This window comes from Leptolyngbya sp. FACHB-711, assembly GCF_014695615.1.
Classification (GTDB): Bacteria; Cyanobacteriota; Cyanobacteriia; order Elainellales; family Elainellaceae; genus Leptolyngbya_A.
In genome coordinates this window covers 1-15704 of sequence record NZ_JACJOR010000305.1, presented here as the reverse complement: position 1 = coordinate 15704, position 15704 = coordinate 1, and the positions used below count along the sequence as shown (strand labels likewise).

At 53.3% G+C, this 15704-nt stretch carries 13 protein-coding genes; 8 read left to right on the top strand and 5 right to left on the bottom strand.

From position 1 onward, the window contains the following. Both H6F80_RS12305 and H6F80_RS12300 read left to right on the top strand, forming a co-directional pair. Positions 1 to 570: hypothetical protein (locus H6F80_RS12305; RefSeq protein ID WP_199296531.1), on the top strand; the 570-nt coding region annotated here is incomplete at its 5' end. Positions 571 to 745: 175 nt separating this feature from the next. Next, a complete protein-coding gene (locus tag H6F80_RS12300; RefSeq protein ID WP_190791838.1) occupies positions 746 to 1564 on the top strand; it encodes a hypothetical protein in 819 nt (272 codons plus the stop codon). Between the two features lie 63 nt (positions 1565 to 1627). On the opposite strand, the gene H6F80_RS12295 is transcribed toward H6F80_RS12300, so the two are convergent. Beyond that, complete coding sequence (locus H6F80_RS12295) at positions 1628 to 3586, bottom strand: primary-amine oxidase (protein WP_190791837.1); 1959 nt, start codon at positions 3584 to 3586, stop codon at positions 1628 to 1630. Positions 3587 to 4129: 543 nt separating this feature from the next. Here H6F80_RS12295 and H6F80_RS12290 point away from each other — a divergent pair. The 6 genes from H6F80_RS12290 (at position 4130) to H6F80_RS12265 (ending at position 11309) form a co-directional block, all read left to right on the top strand. After that, the gene (locus H6F80_RS12290; RefSeq protein ID WP_190791836.1) at positions 4130 to 6079 is read left to right on the top strand and encodes a serine/threonine-protein kinase; all 1950 of its coding nucleotides are present in this window, start codon (positions 4130 to 4132) and stop codon (positions 6077 to 6079) included. Positions 6080 to 6192: 113 nt separating this feature from the next. Next, complete coding sequence (locus H6F80_RS12285) at positions 6193 to 6843, top strand: DUF3386 domain-containing protein (protein ID WP_518523567.1); 651 nt, start codon at positions 6193 to 6195, stop codon at positions 6841 to 6843. 76 nt (positions 6844 to 6919) lie between these two features. Next, positions 6920 to 7159, top strand: coding sequence for a NifU family protein (locus tag H6F80_RS12280; protein ID WP_242067312.1), 240 nt, complete (start codon positions 6920 to 6922; stop codon positions 7157 to 7159). A 163-nt stretch (positions 7160 to 7322) separates the two neighbouring features. After that, positions 7323 to 9557 (top strand): glycoside hydrolase family 57 protein, encoded by a 2235-nt coding sequence (locus H6F80_RS12275; RefSeq protein WP_190791834.1) that lies wholly within the window; start codon positions 7323 to 7325, stop codon positions 9555 to 9557. Positions 9558 to 9640: 83 nt separating this feature from the next. After that, positions 9641 to 10324 (top strand): CPBP family intramembrane glutamic endopeptidase, encoded by a 684-nt coding sequence (locus H6F80_RS12270; RefSeq protein WP_206755065.1) that lies wholly within the window; start codon positions 9641 to 9643, stop codon positions 10322 to 10324. Positions 10325 to 10406: 82 nt separating this feature from the next. Beyond that, on the top strand, positions 10407 to 11309 hold the full coding sequence (locus H6F80_RS12265; RefSeq protein WP_190791832.1) for a permease-like cell division protein FtsX: 903 nt from the start codon (positions 10407 to 10409) through the stop codon (positions 11307 to 11309). A 2-nt stretch (positions 11310 to 11311) separates the two neighbouring features. Here the strand turns inward: H6F80_RS12265 and H6F80_RS12260 are convergent, their stop codons facing one another. The 4 genes from H6F80_RS12260 to H6F80_RS12245 all read right to left on the bottom strand — a co-directional run. Beyond that, positions 11312 to 12211 carry a carbohydrate ABC transporter permease gene (locus tag H6F80_RS12260; protein WP_190791831.1) on the bottom strand — a complete coding sequence of 300 codons (900 nt, stop codon included), beginning with the start codon at positions 12209 to 12211 and terminating at the stop codon, positions 11312 to 11314. 75 nt (positions 12212 to 12286) lie between these two features. Then, positions 12287 to 13906 (bottom strand): 2-isopropylmalate synthase, encoded by a 1620-nt coding sequence (locus tag H6F80_RS12255; protein ID WP_190791830.1) that lies wholly within the window; start codon positions 13904 to 13906, stop codon positions 12287 to 12289. 238 nt (positions 13907 to 14144) lie between these two features. Beyond that, the gene (locus H6F80_RS12250; protein ID WP_190791829.1) at positions 14145 to 14984 is read right to left on the bottom strand and encodes a helix-turn-helix domain-containing protein; all 840 of its coding nucleotides are present in this window, start codon (positions 14982 to 14984) and stop codon (positions 14145 to 14147) included. Between the two features lie 39 nt (positions 14985 to 15023). Beyond that, positions 15024 to 15704, bottom strand: a 681-nt coding sequence (locus tag H6F80_RS12245) for a pseudouridine synthase (protein WP_190791828.1), incomplete at its 5' end; no start/stop codon positions are given.

Below are 15704 nucleotides of genomic sequence, written 5' to 3'. Positions count from 1 at the left end.
GTCGATCGCTTGTGGAACTGGCAGGATAATCAAATTTCAAGACACACTAAAAACCTGCTGCTCAAGTTTAACGATCCGATTCCTCGTCCTAGAGTTTATCGTCGCCAGCTCGACGGCGTAATTGAAAAAATTCAAACCCAAAACGGTCAACTGATTCCAGAAGGGATCACCGTTCGCCCTTCCCAGGAAATAATTCTGCAAGCGCAGCTCAAAAATACGGGCAAGGCACAGTGGTTTGGCTACGATACAGGACTAAGGCGCGGTAGAGCGATCGTGAAGGTGCAGTTTTTCGACCGCGATCAACAGCGAATTCCTAACTCAACACCAAACTTGCTCTTTGTCCAAGGGACACCCCGTCCGGGAGAAGCCACCAAAGCAATGGGAGCGATCGTGTTTCCCCAGCAGCCCGGAACCTACCAGATGGTTTTCACCCTGGGACTGGAGCGCATGGGAAATTTTCCGCCTGACACTCGACCCGTTAAATTGATTGTTCAGGTGACGCAGAGTGCCTTGGGTCCTCAATCATTTGAAGATGAAAATTGCTTTCAATTGCTGATCTACAAAAGTTAAGATTCTGCGATTAAATTTGGGCTAACTGAGAGAATGAGTACTTATCGCTCTTCGATTACCGTTGGCATTTTTCGCTCAGATCTCTCTGTTTCTGATATATCTGCTGCTCACTCATTTACTTTTTTCTTAATGAGAAAGTTTATTTACTTTTTCAAAGATTGGGACATTAGATGTTATGACAATTCGGAAGTTTCCCCTAGAAGCAATTCAAAAACTCAGAAACACGATTCAAGCGGAGCTTGCGATAGCAAATACCCAAACTCAGCTCTCTAGCTGGCCTGAACCCAGTACAGAAGTGCCCGAACCCGAATTCCTCGACGACTTGAGCGACATTTTTACCTTTGGCGGACGATCGAAAGAAGAAAGAACCGATTTTGTGCAGCGAAGCCCGTGGTTAATTAGTCCGTTTAATCCGGCATCGGTGCTGCTCAAGCTACCCGGACTATGGCTCAAACCGGGATATTGCTTGGTGGGCTACCTGTATCGCACTGCTTCCAAAGAAGCCGGACTAATCTTTGCCCTGCCCGAAGCACTCAGCACCACAGCTCACCTGCAACAAGCCCTGACCCACAGCACGATCGCCACTCCCCCTAAGCCCGAAGGCGCAATGCCACACTTTATGGCTGCGATCGACGGCGATCGATCAGCCGCTTCATTTATGGTCGCTTCTCTACTCAAGCGCGAACTGCAAGAGTTTGGGACGAGGCAAAGCAGTTCTCCCCCCGAGGCGATCGGCAAGCGATCGATATGGCGCCACCACCGCCTGATCCAGGCTTTGCCTAGCAAACTTCCCTGGCAGTGGCACACCGAAATGCCCAAAGACTGGTTCCCTAAAGCAAGCGTCCTGCCTAACGGACAGGCAGCCGTTGAATTTTTCTCCTGCCGGGTGAGCGCACAAGAAGCCGTAATGTATCGTCATCTCGATCGCTATCCCGTGGATGGGTATCAGCCGACTAGTTCGGAGCGGGCGTTAGCAGTGGTGAGGCGATCGTAGCGGGCAGGGGGCGGAGTCTCCTCATCCCCACTTTCCCATCCACCCATCCACCCATCCACCCATCTACCCCTCATGACAACACCCCTGCTCCTTCCCCTTTACCGACGGCGGTACATCTAGCGCAGGATTGGCATCAAAGAAGCCAACGGGCTTGAGCATAAATCCCGAATAGGCAGTGGGCATGACGGGGAAGTCTTCGGGGCGGGGAATGTGGTGGTGTCCGAAGGTGTACCAGACAACGAGATCGGTGTTTTCGATCGATCGATTGGCTCGCGTCCATTGGGGTAAGCCTTCGTCGCCCGGATGCTGGTTGGGATAACTGCCTGCGGCGAACATCTCATCGGGTTCGTAGGGCGTGACCCACAGGTGTTTAGTCATGAATCCGGCGCGCTTCAGAATTGGCGAGTCGGGGTGGGCAAAGGGCAACACATTTTCACCAGGGACAATTTTGAAGCCAACGGGTTGACCGAGTCGATTAGTGACGTTCGGATTGACAACCTTCCAGTAGCGGGCGGTAAAGGGGTCGATAATGCGCTGGGCTTCCTGTTCGGTCGTGAGCAGCGTTGATTGAGCATAAAAGGCGTTGCCCTGGGGGTTTTCGGGGCCGATCGCCTCAGCGTAAGAATTCACCTCACAAACCGAGTTGCCTGTGCCATCCAGGTCAAAGTCAAGCCGCAGGTTAAAGAAATGCTGGTGGTTGAGGGCATTCAGCTCGGGAGCAACAACGGTGCCATACTGAGGAAAATCGACCAGCGTACCGCAAAGCAAAATTCCCGTCAGCTTGACTTCGTACTGAATCGTGCCGTCTTGATAGAAGTACCAGAAGAAACCGTATTCGTAGTTATCAACGGTGGCAATAAAGGAAAGCACTAAGCGGCGCGATCGTCTCACCTGCGCTTCGTTCAGTCGCCAGTCGGTATGCTTCCAAAGAATGCCGTAGTCTTCTTCGTGCAGGCAGACTGCATTTTCCGTAATTGCAACTTCGCCCCAGCTATTGGTCAACACGGCATCAAAATAGCGGATTTCGCCCAAACAGTCGCAGCCCAGCGTCAGCGAATTTGCCAGGACACCCACGCCATGCTCGCCCACATCAAAGGCATTTTTGCGGTAGTGCTGCGGGCGGGGATCACCATAAGGCACGACCATCTCCGACAGAGAAGCGCGATAGAGAATCGGGCGCAGCCGCCCCTGGTCTTCGTAGCTCACCTGGTGCAGCACTAGCCCTTCACGGGGAGTAAATCCGATTCGCAAATCCCACTTTTGCCAGCGGATATGGTGTCCGTCCACTTCAAAGCTCGGTCCTTCAGGCTGGGTGATGTGCAGGGGTTTGATGTCAGTTCTGAGCGGTGGCTGAAAGCGGTCGGCATATTCACTCGCTTCCGGTGGCACAGGGACAACGTCCATATCCTCGATCCGCAGCACTTCCATTTTGTTCAGGTTCACAACTGGAACCAAACCATCGATCGGGCGAGCATAGAAGTTGCCGTCGGGTTTTTCGCGTAAATAGCACAGTGCCCGCGACAGCCGGATTCCCTTCTCGTCCTCAAAGCCAAAATTACCGATCGCCCACGGGTCAACGACCACCAGACCCAAATCCGTAATGCCACGTTTTGCCAGGGCTGCCCGAAAGTCCGGGTGCGCTTTCACGGCTGCCTCACATTCTGACAGCTCATCCGGCATAATATTGGGCTGTACATCGGGAATCGCCTGCCAGAATACAACCCGCTTCTGGGTCAGGGAAACGATCGCCTCATAGGTGGTTCCAGTCTCATTATCTAGCAGGATTAAGAGGGCTTGCCGCTCGATCGGATCACCCACCTGAAAGTTCAGCACCGTAGACTTCGGCGGCTCCTTCAAGGTGACACAGGGAAACCGAAACGATGCCCCGACATCAACCCCTAGATTGGACTCCTGTCGCACCAGAGCCACTGCCGCAGCCACTTCTTCAACGGTGAGCGGCTCCAGCGGGTGATTCACAGGTTGAGTTAGGGCAAGTCTTAACACTTCATGCGTACTGGTCATAACAAATTGCTGAGCTAAAATTTTTCGATCCGGTTGCTTACTCCTTGCGGACGACATTTTTTTTGCCCGAAAGAAGAAATAGGGTTGCTGCCTTCGAGTTTAGCAGGGTCTTGATTTGACCTACTTCAGCCCCAGCGGAATGCCATTTGTCCTGCTAAAGTTTTTTTGGAGCCGAGCGAGCATTGCCACAGAGATATTCCGAAGGAGGTAGCCTGAAAGGCAGAGATAGCATTAGGATTGATAAAAATCTAAACCTCGTGCTTCTTGCCCTTTTCTAGTATCCCTTCAGCATTCACAGATGCTTGTGGGGAATCGCGTGAAATGGAAGCTGACATTGCGCTCCTTTTCGCTGCGTACTTCCTGGTTTGTATTCCGTCGGTCTGCATCTACATCAGGTTCGTGATTAGACTAAGTTCATTCAGTTGATTTGGTTCGTTAACTTTAGCTAACGAATTGACTGAGTTTGCTTTGCCCTATTTCACTTTCCTTCTGTTATCGTTCGAAGCTCGGTTGTGACGGAACATCAGCGCAGCTATTCTTAACATGAGTCGCTCCCATTCCCCGCTCAGTCCCAATAAGCCGCTGGGCGGACGTTATCGAATTATTCAGCAGCTAGGAGTTGGCGGTTTTGGACGCACTTTTCTGGCGACTGATTTGCATTTGCCGGGGTATCCGCAGTGCGTTATCAAGCACCTCAAGCCCCAGGTCAAAAGCGAAGATACGCTGCTCATGGCGCGACGCTGCTTTAACACCGAAGCGCAGGTGCTTTATCGGCTAGGCGTTCACGATCGCATTCCCCGCCTGCTGGCACACTTCGAGGAACACCAGGAATTTTACCTGGCTCAGGAATTTATTGAAGGCGAACCGCTTTCCCAAGAATTGGTCGAAGGCAAGCCCTGGTCGCAAGCAAAAACCCTCACCTTTCTGCAAGAAATTCTGCAGGTGCTGGAATTTGTGCATAGCGAGCAGGTGATTCATCGTGACCTCAAGCCTTCTAACCTGATTCGGCGTAGGCGCGATCAAAAACTCGTGCTGATTGACTTTGGCGCAGTGAAGCAAGTCAGCAACCAGAATCTTGACCCCGACACCGGACAGACCAATCTCACGATTTCGATCGGCACTCAGGGCTATATGCCCAGCGAACAGCTTGCCGGAAAACCCCGCTTTAGCAGCGATGTGTATGCGGTTGGCGTGCTAGGAATCCAGGCACTGACCGGACTGCACCCCAAATATCTGGGCGAAGATGCGGTCGGCGAAATCGACTGGCATTCCTTTGCGGCGCACGTTCATCCTGCCCTGGTCGAAGCGATCGATCGCATGGTGCGGTACGATTTTCGCGAACGCTATCCCACTGCATCCGAAGCCTTGGCTGCCCTGAGCAACCTGCCTGCTGCCGTCGCTGAAGACATGACAGAACCGCCCTTGGTTCCTGTTCCAGCCACAATGCGCCAGCGTTTCACTGTGGCAGGGGCTTCTGGAAATAAAGCAGGGCTGAAAAATTCTGCGGGAGAAGCCGTCGCCCAAGCAACCCTTCAGGGGAACATTCAAACGATCGCTCCCAAGGCTGACAAAATCGACTTTCTGACACCGGAAGAAGACGAGCTGGCAACCGCCCTCTGGATACCCTCTGAGTCTTTTGGCAATAGCATTCCTGCTCAAACAGGCGCAACCCAGCTTCTGGGCAAACTCAACGCCCAAGATCCCATGATGACAATCGGGTCAGTAGCCTGGAGCGGACAACGCTGGCAATGGCAGCCCTGGTTTTTGCTGGGTACGGTAACAGCGGTCGGGCTGTCTGTGGCTGCGCTTCAGGCACGATCGCCGCTGGCGCTCAGAAACTGGTTCGAGCGCAACCCGCTTGCTTTTCCGACTTCGATCACGGCGAATCCTTCGACCAGCCCTTCTCCGCTGCCGAGTGATCCAAAGCAGCTTGCGACCGTACTGGTAGATCAGGCAACCCAGCTTCAAAGCAGCAAAAAATACGAAGAAGCCCTTCAGCTCTACGATCGAGCAATTGCTGCCCAACCGGACTTTGCCAATGCCTACACCAAACGCTGCGAAGTGCTAAACCTGCTGAAGCGTCCTGAAGCGGCGATCGTTTCTTGCAATGACGCGCTGGCGTACAATCCCAATGACCCAATCGCCCTTTGGAGCAAGGGCAACGCGCTCATGCTGCAAAACCGCACCTACGAAGCCCTCAAGATCTACGAAGAAGTGACGGCTCTGAAACCGGATTATGCGCAGGGATGGATGCGACGGGGGGTTGCGCTGCAAACCCTGGGACGATCGGCAGAAGCCCTCAACGTCCTCGATCGGGGCATTGCCCTGGAGCGCAACGCGGCAGAAGCCTGGATTACCAAAGGGGCTGCCCTGCTGAACCTCCAGCGATACAACGACGCGATCGCTGCCCTAGACAAAGCCCTCCAACTTCAACCCAACAGCCACGAGGCAAAGAAATTGCGTCAGCAGGCATACGATCGAATGGGGCAGTAAACGGTTTGGTTTTAGCTCGAGATTGGGATGCGGATCAGGCAGGAAACGACTTTTTTCACCCAATTGCCCAAGCCAAACTCTAAACTAGAAAAGGTTATCAGGAGAGATTGCTAATGACTGAGAAAACCGCACGCGATCTGTTTCGGGCTGCTTACGAAAACCGCAACACCTGGGACAGCAACTTTCCCGGCTACACGGCAGATGTAACCTACAAGCAAGGTGACACCGTTTACACGGGCAGAGTGCGCGTCAACCCCGACAGCAAGGCGGACGTACTGGACGTAGAAGACGAGCAAGCTAAAAAAGCCATTGCGGCGCAAATGTGGGAAACCGCAATCCACCGGGTTCGCTACAGCTTTGAAAACACCCATAAAGAAAATACCTTTTCCTACGGGGCAACCGACGAGACCGGAGCAGTAGAAATTCTAGTCGGCGGCAAGTGCGAGGGCGATCGCTACAAGGTGCGCGATAACGTTGTCACGCTAGTCCATCGCCATATCCATGGGGTTGTTGTGACAATCAACACCTTTAGCGTGAATCAGACCAGCGAGGGCTATCTGGCTCATCGCTATGACTCGGTTTACCACGATCCGAAAACAGGTGAGCAAAAGGGCGGCGTGTCTCAGTTTGAAGACACCTTCGAGAACGTAAACGGCTACTCTATCCTCGTGGGTCGCGTCATCACCACCGAGGCAAACGGCAAGACTCACACTGACGAATACAGCTTCTCCAACGTCAAACTGCTTCAGCCTGCGGTCGTGTAATCCGTATCGATCGCCCCCCCGACTGCGCTCAACCCTTTGCATTACAATGAAGTCAACGAAATTCGGCAGGTGAACGATGCAAACAATGGAACTCACGACCGATAACGTCGAGAAGGTGCTGGACGAACTGCGCCCCTACCTCATATCAGACGGTGGCAACGTCGAGCTAGTTGATATCGATGGTCCTGTAGTGAAGCTGCGCCTCCAGGGAGCCTGCGGTTCCTGCCCTAGCTCTACCATGACGCTGAGAATGGGCATCGAGCGCAGACTGCGGGAATACATCCCCGAAATCGCAGAAGTGGAACAAGTCATCTAAGCGGTGACGAGTTTGTTATTTTATCCACTTCAAACCAGGTAATTTAAAGCAGGGAAGGCGATCGCGTTTTCCCTGTTTGTTTTTTGTTTGTCCTGCTGAAAGCTCGAAAAGCTATCTCCTGTAACCTTATTCGCCTCACCGCCCCCCATCTCATCCTCGTCCTATGGCTTATCCGCTCTACGTTGCATTCATCTGGCATCAGCATCAGCCGCTTTACAAAAGTCGCCTGGACGGGGAATATCGGCTGCCCTGGGTCAGGCTGCACGGCACAAAAGACTATCTCGATCTGGTGCTGCTGCTAGAGCAGTATCCTCGGCTGCGTCAAACGGTGAACCTCGTGCCGTCGCTGATGATGCAGATCGAAGACTATGCAGCGGGAACTGCCTTTGATCCTTACCTGACGCTGGCACTCAAGCCCACGGATAATCTCAACGAGGGGCAAAAACGATTTATCGTCGAGCATTTTTTTGATGCGAACCACCATACGATGATCGACCCCTTTCCCCGCTATGCCGAGCTTTATGGACAAAGGCACGATCGCGGCTGGGATTGGTGTGTCGAGCATTGGAACCCAGAAGACTACAGCGACTTACTGGCATGGCATAACCTTGCATGGTTTGATCCGCTGTTTTGGAACGATGCCGAAATTGCTGAATGGCTAGAGCAGGGACGTGGCTTTACCCTGAGCGATCGCCAGCGAATTTACTCGAAGCAGCGTCAGATTCTCAGCCAGATTATTCCGCAGCATCGCCAGATGCAGGAGACGGGTCAGCTCGAAGTCACGACGACGCCCTACACTCACCCGATCTTGCCCCTGCTGGCAGACACTAACGCCGGACGAGTGGCAGTGCCGCAAATGAAGCTGCCCCAGCTCCGCTTTCAATTTCCGCAGGACATCGATCGCCATCTCCGCAAAGCAAAGCAAATGTACCAGGAGCGGTTTGGCTGCGACCCGAGGGGACTGTGGCCCTCTGAACAATCGGTGAGTCCGGCAATTCTTCCAAAAGTGGCGCAGCAGGGCTTTCAGTGGCTTTGTTCGGATGAGGCAGTGCTGGGCTGGACGATCGATCACTTCTTTCACCGGGATGCGTTGGGCACCGTCTCAGAACCGGAAGCGTTGTATCGTCCCTATCGCTTAAACACCACCGAGGGAGATTTGGCGATCGTCTTTCGCGATCATCGGTTGTCGGACTTAATCGGCTTTACCTACAGCGCAATGGAGCCTCGTCGGGCGGCAGCAGATCTGGTAGGACAGTTAGATGCCATTTCACGGCAGCTTAAATCGCATCAGGCTTCCGGCAGTACTGTGCTGGAGCAGCCCTGGCTCGTGACGATCGCCCTCGACGGCGAAAACTGCTGGGAGTTTTATCAGCAGGACGGCAAGCCTTTCTTGGAAAGCCTGTATCAAACGCTGAGCGATCATACCGGCATCGAACTGGTAACGGTTTCCGATTATCTGTCCAAATTCCCACCCACCGAAAGCTTGCCCAGCTACGCCCTACATAGCGGCTCCTGGGTAGACGGCAGTTTCACCACCTGGATCGGCGATCCGGCAAAAAATCGCGCCTGGGATTACCTCACCGAAGCCCGTCACGTCCTGGAGAGCCATCCCGAAGCGACTGAGGAAAACAATCCCGAAGCCTGGGAAGCTCTGGACGCTGCCGAAGGCTCCGACTGGTTCTGGTGGTTTGGCGAAGGGCATAGCTCGAACCAGGATGCCATTTTTGACCAGCTTTTTCGCGAACATCTGTTGGCCCTCTACCGTGCCCTGAATCACCCGGTTCCTTCCTACCTGCGGCAAGCCGTCGAAGACCACACGGCAAAAGGAGATCATCGTCCTTCGAGCTACATTCATCCGACGATCGACGGACTGGGCGACGAGCAAGACTGGGACAAAGCGGGACGAATCGAAGTTGGCGGAGCCAGAGGCACAATGCACCAGAGCAGCGTTGTTCAACGCGTTTGGTACGGTGTCAATCACCTGAATCTTTATCTGCGGGTGGACTTTAAGGCAGGCGCAAAACCGGGAATTGACTTTCCGCCGGAAGTGCATCTGCTCTGGTTCTACCCCGATCGCCCCATGCACAACAGCCCTGCGCCCCTAGCAGAACTGCCCGACGAGCCGCCGCTGAACTACCAATTTCATCACCATCTGGGCATTAACCTGACCACAAAAGCAAGCTGGTTTCAGGAAGCCGGGGACCATTTTCAGTGGCACGCTCACCGCAGCCGCGCTCAAGTTGCCTTTGATAGCTGCCTGGAAGTCGCAATTCCCTGGGCAGATTTACAGGAAATCGAGCCAGATTGGTCGCTGCGTCTCGTGGTGCTGCTAGCGGAAGAAGGGCGATATGTAAGTTACCTGCCGGAGGATGATTTGATTCCGGTGAACGTGCCGTAGGACGATCGGGGTTGGTGGTTCACGTTCAGCGGTTCATGTTCAAAAATAATTCTCGCCAAAATGCAGCACTCGCTTTGTTCCTGATGATCTCTGCTGCCAGTTGCGGGATTGCTGCCAGGCTATATAGGCCAGGAATCGCAGGACAATTTCTTTTTGCGGCAACAAGGGTGTGGATACTTGTATTCCCTCTGATCTGGTTTCTTCGGGTCGATCGCCGCAGAGCCACCCTGTCACCTCCCTCGCTGCGAGACGTGCTGGCTGGGACAATATTAGGAATTTTCATGTTCAGCGTCATTTTGGGTACTTATTGTCTCGCGGGACAGTATTGGATTGATCCTGAAATTGTTCGAGCAAAAGCACAACAAATTGGGCTAGCAAATCCAATTTCTTATCTTCTTGGAGCCATCTACTTTACTTTCATTAATTCGTTAGTTGAGGAGTATATTTGGCGTTGGTTTGTCTATCAAAAATGTGAAGTTTTAGTATCAGGAAACAAAGCTGTCTATCTCGCCGCCCTTTGCTTTACACTACATCACACGATCGCCCTGACAGCCTATTCTAGAAGTTGGCTGATTGTTGCATTCGGTTCGATTGGTGTGTTTGCGGCGGGAGCAGTTTGGTCATGGTGCTATCTGCGCTACCGCTCGTTGTGGGCGTGTTACATCAGTCATTTATTGGCAGATCTGGCGATCGCCCTGATTGGCTGGGATCTTCTATTCGAAGGTGCCTTATTTGCAGGTGCTTTAGTGCATGAATTGCCAATTTGACTGAGCTAGCAGATTTAATTTTTAGCATCGATTGGCCAAACCCTATGCCAAAATAAAGCTGTTTTGTCGGGAGGGTGAGCCAGTGTTGCAGTGGTTAACGCGATCGGACTATCTGCTACGGGAGACAGTGCTGGGACTGCGGCGCGGCGGTTGGATGAACTGGGCGGCGGCGAGTACGGTAACGGTGCTGCTGTTCTTGTTTGGCTTAAGTTTGCAGCTTTCCTGGCAGGTGGACGGGCTGCTGAATCAGTTTGGCAGTCAGCTTGAGGTATCGGTTTTTCTGGATACTGGAGTACAGGCAGCCGATTTGCAGCCGATCGTAAAAGCCATTCCTGAAGTGCTATCCACCGAAGCCGTTACCAAAGAATCTGCTTGGGCTTCGCTTTTAGAGGAAATGGGACTGGCGGACATTGAAGGGGCAACGGCTCAGCTCAACGGCAATCCCCTCGTGGATGAACTGAAGGTCAAAGCGCAAAACTCGACGCAGGTTCCGGCTCTGGCGGAGAAGCTAAAGCAGATTCAGGGCGTGGATGAAGTGCAGTATGTGGATGAGGCAGTGCAGCGAATTGGGCAACTGAATCAGGGCTTGCACTGGATTAGTTTGGTGATGACGATTGTTCTCACACTTACGGCGATCGCAGTTACCACCACCACAATTCGCCTGATCGTCATGGCAAGACGGCGCGAAATTGAAGTAATGCAGCTTGTGGGCGCAACCACAGCCTGGATCTATATGCCCTTTATTTTGCAGGGTCTTACGCTAGGGGCGATCGGCGCAGGAGTTGCTTGGGCGTTAATTTTGGGCGTGCAGCAGTTTATGCAGAAATTGCTATCGCAGCAGCCTGCCCTGATTCAGTTTTTGACTGCGGGAATGCAGTTGAGTGCGATCGAAACCCTTTTGCTGCCGCTGTCGCTGCTGGGACTGGGGGGCGCGGTTGGGCTGATTGGAAGTTTGTTTGCCGTGCGCCGTTTGGTAATGAAGTGAGGCTAACCTTTTACACCGCTTCCCGTCTCAGTGGGAACGATGTATTGCTGCATAATCAGGAAGAACAGCAGAATTGGGGCGATCGAAATCACCGATCCTGCCGCAATCAGTCGCCAGTCCAGCGAAAACGCGCCTGCCAGCTTCGCAACTCCCAGAGGCAGCGTGTAGTATTCCGGCTGATCCAAAATAATCAGGGGCCACAGAAAGTCACTCCAGGCACCAATAAACACAAAGATTGCCAGCGTCACCAATGCCGGACGAATCGAGGGCAGCATCACAAACCACCAGATGCCCAGTTCAGAACAGCCGTCCATCCGGGCTGCTTCTTCGAGTTCTTTGGGAACGCCCTGAAACGCCTGCCGCAGCAGGAAGATGCCAAACGCAGAGGCGATCGCCGGAAAGATTAATCCCAGATAGCTATTCCGCAAGCCGAGCTGAACGGTGAGAATATAAAGCGGAATCATCACAATCTGAAATGGAATCAGAATCGTGGAAACAATCAGCGTAAACAGTGCATTGCGTCCGCGAAAGTCGAGCCGTGCCAAAGGATACGCTGCCAGCGAGCAAAACAGCAGATTCAGCCCCACCGTTAGCAGGGCAACCAGCGTGCTGTTAAACAGATAGCGTCCAAATGGATTGGTTTGCCAGACTTCGATGAAATTGGCGATCGTCGGCTGAGCGGGCAAAAACTGGGGCGGAAACTGAAAGATATCTTCAGTGGACGACTTAAAGGCAGTGCTGACCAGCCAGATCAGGGGCAGCAGCATGACCAGGGCAATCAGCCCGAGCAGCAGATAAGTGGCGATCGTGCGGACAGGCGAGCTTTGCAGCAATCGCCTCAGCCTTTGCCAGGGAGAGACAGGAGCCGCAGGTTTACTGGAAAAGGAAATTTGCTTGCCCATCGTTAAAAAATAGATGAAAAAGGGTGAGCCGTAACCCACCCGTCAAGCTGTTATATCACAAATCGAATCGTCGGATTAGCTCACTGCCTGTACTTCCCCATGCTGAGGATGCAGTGACTTTACTCCTTGCAGACTGCCGTAGAGCCGATTCAGCGCATTCACATAGGCATGAGCCGAAGCCACAATAATATCGGTGTTTGCCGCGTGACCGGAGTAGAGCCGATCGTCATATTTCAGGCGAATCGTCACTTCCCCGATCGCATCAATCCCAGCAGTGACGGACTGCACCGAGTATTCAATCAGCTGGTTGGGCACATTCACGACACGATTGATTGCCTTATAAATGGCATCGACTGGACCTGTGCCGATCGCCGCATCCATCAGTTCTTGACCGTCTGGCGTGCGAAGAATCACGGTTGCTGTAGGGCGGGCATGATCGCCACAAGACACCTGAACGTGCTCCAGCTTAAACAGTTCGGGAGCCTGTTGGGCTTCGTCGTTGACGATCGCTTCCAGATCCCAATCGGTGATGTCTTTCTTTTTGTCTGCCAGTTCCTTAAAGCGGAGGAATGCTCGGTTGAGTTCCTGATCAGAGAGGTCGAAGCCCAGTTCTTTTAGGCGAGTGCGGAAGGCGTTGCGTCCCGAATGTTTGCCCAGCACAATCTGGTTATCGGTTAAGCCGATCGATTGAGCGTCCATAATCTCGTAGGTCAGCTTGTGCTTCAGCACGCCGTCCTGGTGAATGCCCGACTCATGCGCGAAGGCATTGGCTCCAACGATCGCCTTGTTGGGCTGCACCAGCATTCCGGTGAGGTTCGAGACAAGGCGCGAGGTTTTGTAGAGCTGGCGGGTGTCGATGTGGGTGAGCGAAGCTTCGGATTCGGGCGATCGTCCCAGGAAGGGATTGAAATACTGTCTGCGGACATGGAGTGCCATCACAAGCTCTTCCAGCGCAGCGTTGCCTGCCCGTTCGCCGATACCGTTGATGGTGCATTCCAACTGACGTGCCCCATTTTTGACAGCTTCCAGGAAGTTCGCCACTGCTAAACCCAAGTCGTTGTGCCCGTGGACGGAAATAATCGCCTGATCAATATTGGGAACGTTTTCCTTGATGCCGCGAATGATTGCGCCGAATTCCTCTGGAGTGGTGTAGCCGACCGTATCGGGGATGTTAATCGTGGTTGCACCTGCGGCGATCGCCCGCTCCAGCACTTGATAGAGAAATTCGGGATCAGAACGTCCGGCATCTTCCGGGGAAAACTCGACATCATTGACAAAGCTCTTGGCATAAGCCACCATTTCCGGCGCGATTTCCAGCACTTCCTGACGGGTTTTCTTCAGCTTGTACTGCAAATGAATATCCGACGTAGCGATGAAGGTATGAATGCGGGGCTTCGCTGCCGCACTCAAAGCCCTCGCTGCGGTTTCGATATCCTGCTTTGTAGCTCGGGCCAAACCGCAAATCGTGGGGCCATCTTCTGTGCCGACCTGCTGAGCAATTTTGCTGACTGCCTCAAAGTCACCCGGACTGGCAAAAGGAAACCCTGCCTCAATTACGTCCACACCCAGTCGCGCCAGCTGCCGAGCGATCGTTAGCTTTTCATCAACGTTCAGGGTCGCGCCGGGAGATTGCTCACCATCGCGAAGCGTTGTGTCGAAGATAATAATGCGCTCTGGGTTGGACGGAGTGTTCATAGTTCAGGTTTAGGGTGAAACGAGTGAAAACAGTGAAGAAATAGACGTTAAAAGAGTCTATTGTATTGATGATACTACACTTGTAGTTATTTTGTAATATAGCTACTTTATACAGCTACTTTAACAGCCACTTTCAAAAGTACAGATTCTGCTGACAATACTGCTATTTTAGGAGGTCGATCGCGCTTCCTCTGGTGCTTTATCAAATTTTCCTGACGATTGCAGCAGCTACATCCGTCTATTCTGCTTCGGATGCTGGCTCAGCCGCCTGCTCATTTTCGTTTGGGGAATTTGAATTCGATCGATCGCCCCCCGCTGCCGAAAAAACTTTTTCCTCAACAGCTCCCGGTTTGCCCATTGGCTTCGGTTCGTCGCCGTTATCTGAAAGCAGAACTCCGCCTGCATTTCCCGCTCTGATCCGAAGCTGAGTATTTGCAGTTAGCGTTCGCTCTGTGCCTTCGGGCAAAACTTCGGCGAGTGTAACCCTGCCATCTGCCTCAACTTCCAGCCAGGACTGCGCTTTGAGCTTCACATCCACCTGCACGGGCTGGCGATCGGCTGCATTGCTGCTGGCATTGGGCGATGGCTTAGGTTTGGATGCGGCGGGGCTGGCAGCAGGACGAGCAGGATTTGCAGGCGCGGGAAGAGCAGAATTAATCTGCGGCACGGGGGGTGGAGCCGATCGGCTCATTAAATGCGAGAGCCAAGTTACCGATGCCACGATTAGCACGATATAAGCAATATAGAGATGCACGGGGCGGAGCTGTGCTGGAGAAATGCCCCAGGTTGGCGTTGCCTGCTTGATCGTACTGGTGGCAGGAAAGGCTTCGGCGATCGCATGACTATCCAGCCCCATAACCTCCGCATAGCGGCGGATAAATCCCTGAATATACACAGGCTCAGGCAACTGCTGAATCTTACCTTCTTCCAGTGCCCGTAGCAGACGAGATGGAATCAGCGTTCGCCCTGCCACTTCTTCTAGGGTCCAACCCTGAGCTTCGCGGACTTCGCGCAAATAGCCGCCAATCTGCATTAGCCGTTCAAGCTGCTCTTGCTGTCGCTGGGATTCTCTTGTCATCGTCTACCTCGCCCGCTCCACATCACCATTCTGCTCAGTTTATTGATGCTCAGTTTGCCCGTGCTGCCTCCCAGACTCTTGCCTGGTTCGCGGTTTGATTTGTGCCTTCAAAGCCCTAATCTCGTCATCGGTGAGCGATCGATATTGTCCTTCCGGTAATTGTCCCAGATCGATCGCGCCAATGGCGATCCGCCGCAGCCGAATCACTGGATGCCCCAGCAGATCTGCCACTTTGCGAATTTGACGATTGCGTCCTTCCCGCAGTTCAATTTGCAGCAGGGTGCGTTGCGAAGCACTCCCCTCTTGAGGGGAACCAGGCTTGGTTTGCACAATTTGCACCCGAGCAGGCAGCGTTTTTTGCCCTTCCAGCATCACGCCCTGCCGCCAGCGAGTCAGCGTTGCCGGAGATGGATGCCCTTTCACCCAAACGCGATAAAGTTTGGCAATCGTGTGTCGGGGATGAGTGAGTCCCAGGGTCATCTCTCCATCATTCGTCAGCAGCAGTGCCCCAGTGGAAGCCGCATCCAACCGCCCGACCGGATACACGCCCGCATCGCGCAATTCTGGCGGCAGCAAATCTAAGACGGTGGTACGTCCTTCTGGGTCATGGCGGGTTGAAACGACTCCAGCAGGCTTGTTCAACAGCAGGTAGAGCCTGGGAGGACGTTTTCGCGAAATGGATTTCCCGTCTACCTCGATTCGATCGCGCTCCGGGTCAGC

Bases quoted from the DNA above. Each gene is read 5' to 3' on its own strand.
- H6F80_RS12300 (WP_190791838.1), top strand. From the start codon at position 746: ATGACAATTCGGAAGTTTCCCCTAGAAGCAATTCAAAAACTCAGAAAC.
- H6F80_RS12295 (WP_190791837.1), bottom strand. From the start codon at position 3,586: ATGACCAGTACGCATGAAGTGTTAAGACTTGCCCTAACTCAACCTGTG.
- H6F80_RS12290 (WP_190791836.1), top strand. From the start codon at position 4,130: ATGAGTCGCTCCCATTCCCCGCTCAGTCCCAATAAGCCGCTGGGCGGA.
- H6F80_RS12285 (WP_518523567.1), top strand. From the start codon at position 6,193: ATGACTGAGAAAACCGCACGCGATCTGTTTCGGGCTGCTTACGAAAAC.
- H6F80_RS12280 (WP_242067312.1), top strand. From the start codon at position 6,920: ATGCAAACAATGGAACTCACGACCGATAACGTCGAGAAGGTGCTGGAC.
- H6F80_RS12275 (WP_190791834.1), top strand. From the start codon at position 7,323: ATGGCTTATCCGCTCTACGTTGCATTCATCTGGCATCAGCATCAGCCG.
- H6F80_RS12270 (WP_206755065.1), top strand. From the start codon at position 9,641: ATGATCTCTGCTGCCAGTTGCGGGATTGCTGCCAGGCTATATAGGCCA.
- H6F80_RS12260 (WP_190791831.1), bottom strand. From the start codon at position 12,211: ATGGGCAAGCAAATTTCCTTTTCCAGTAAACCTGCGGCTCCTGTCTCT.
- H6F80_RS12255 (WP_190791830.1), bottom strand. From the start codon at position 13,906: ATGAACACTCCGTCCAACCCAGAGCGCATTATTATCTTCGACACAACG.
- H6F80_RS12250 (WP_190791829.1), bottom strand. From the start codon at position 14,984: ATGACAAGAGAATCCCAGCGACAGCAAGAGCAGCTTGAACGGCTAATG.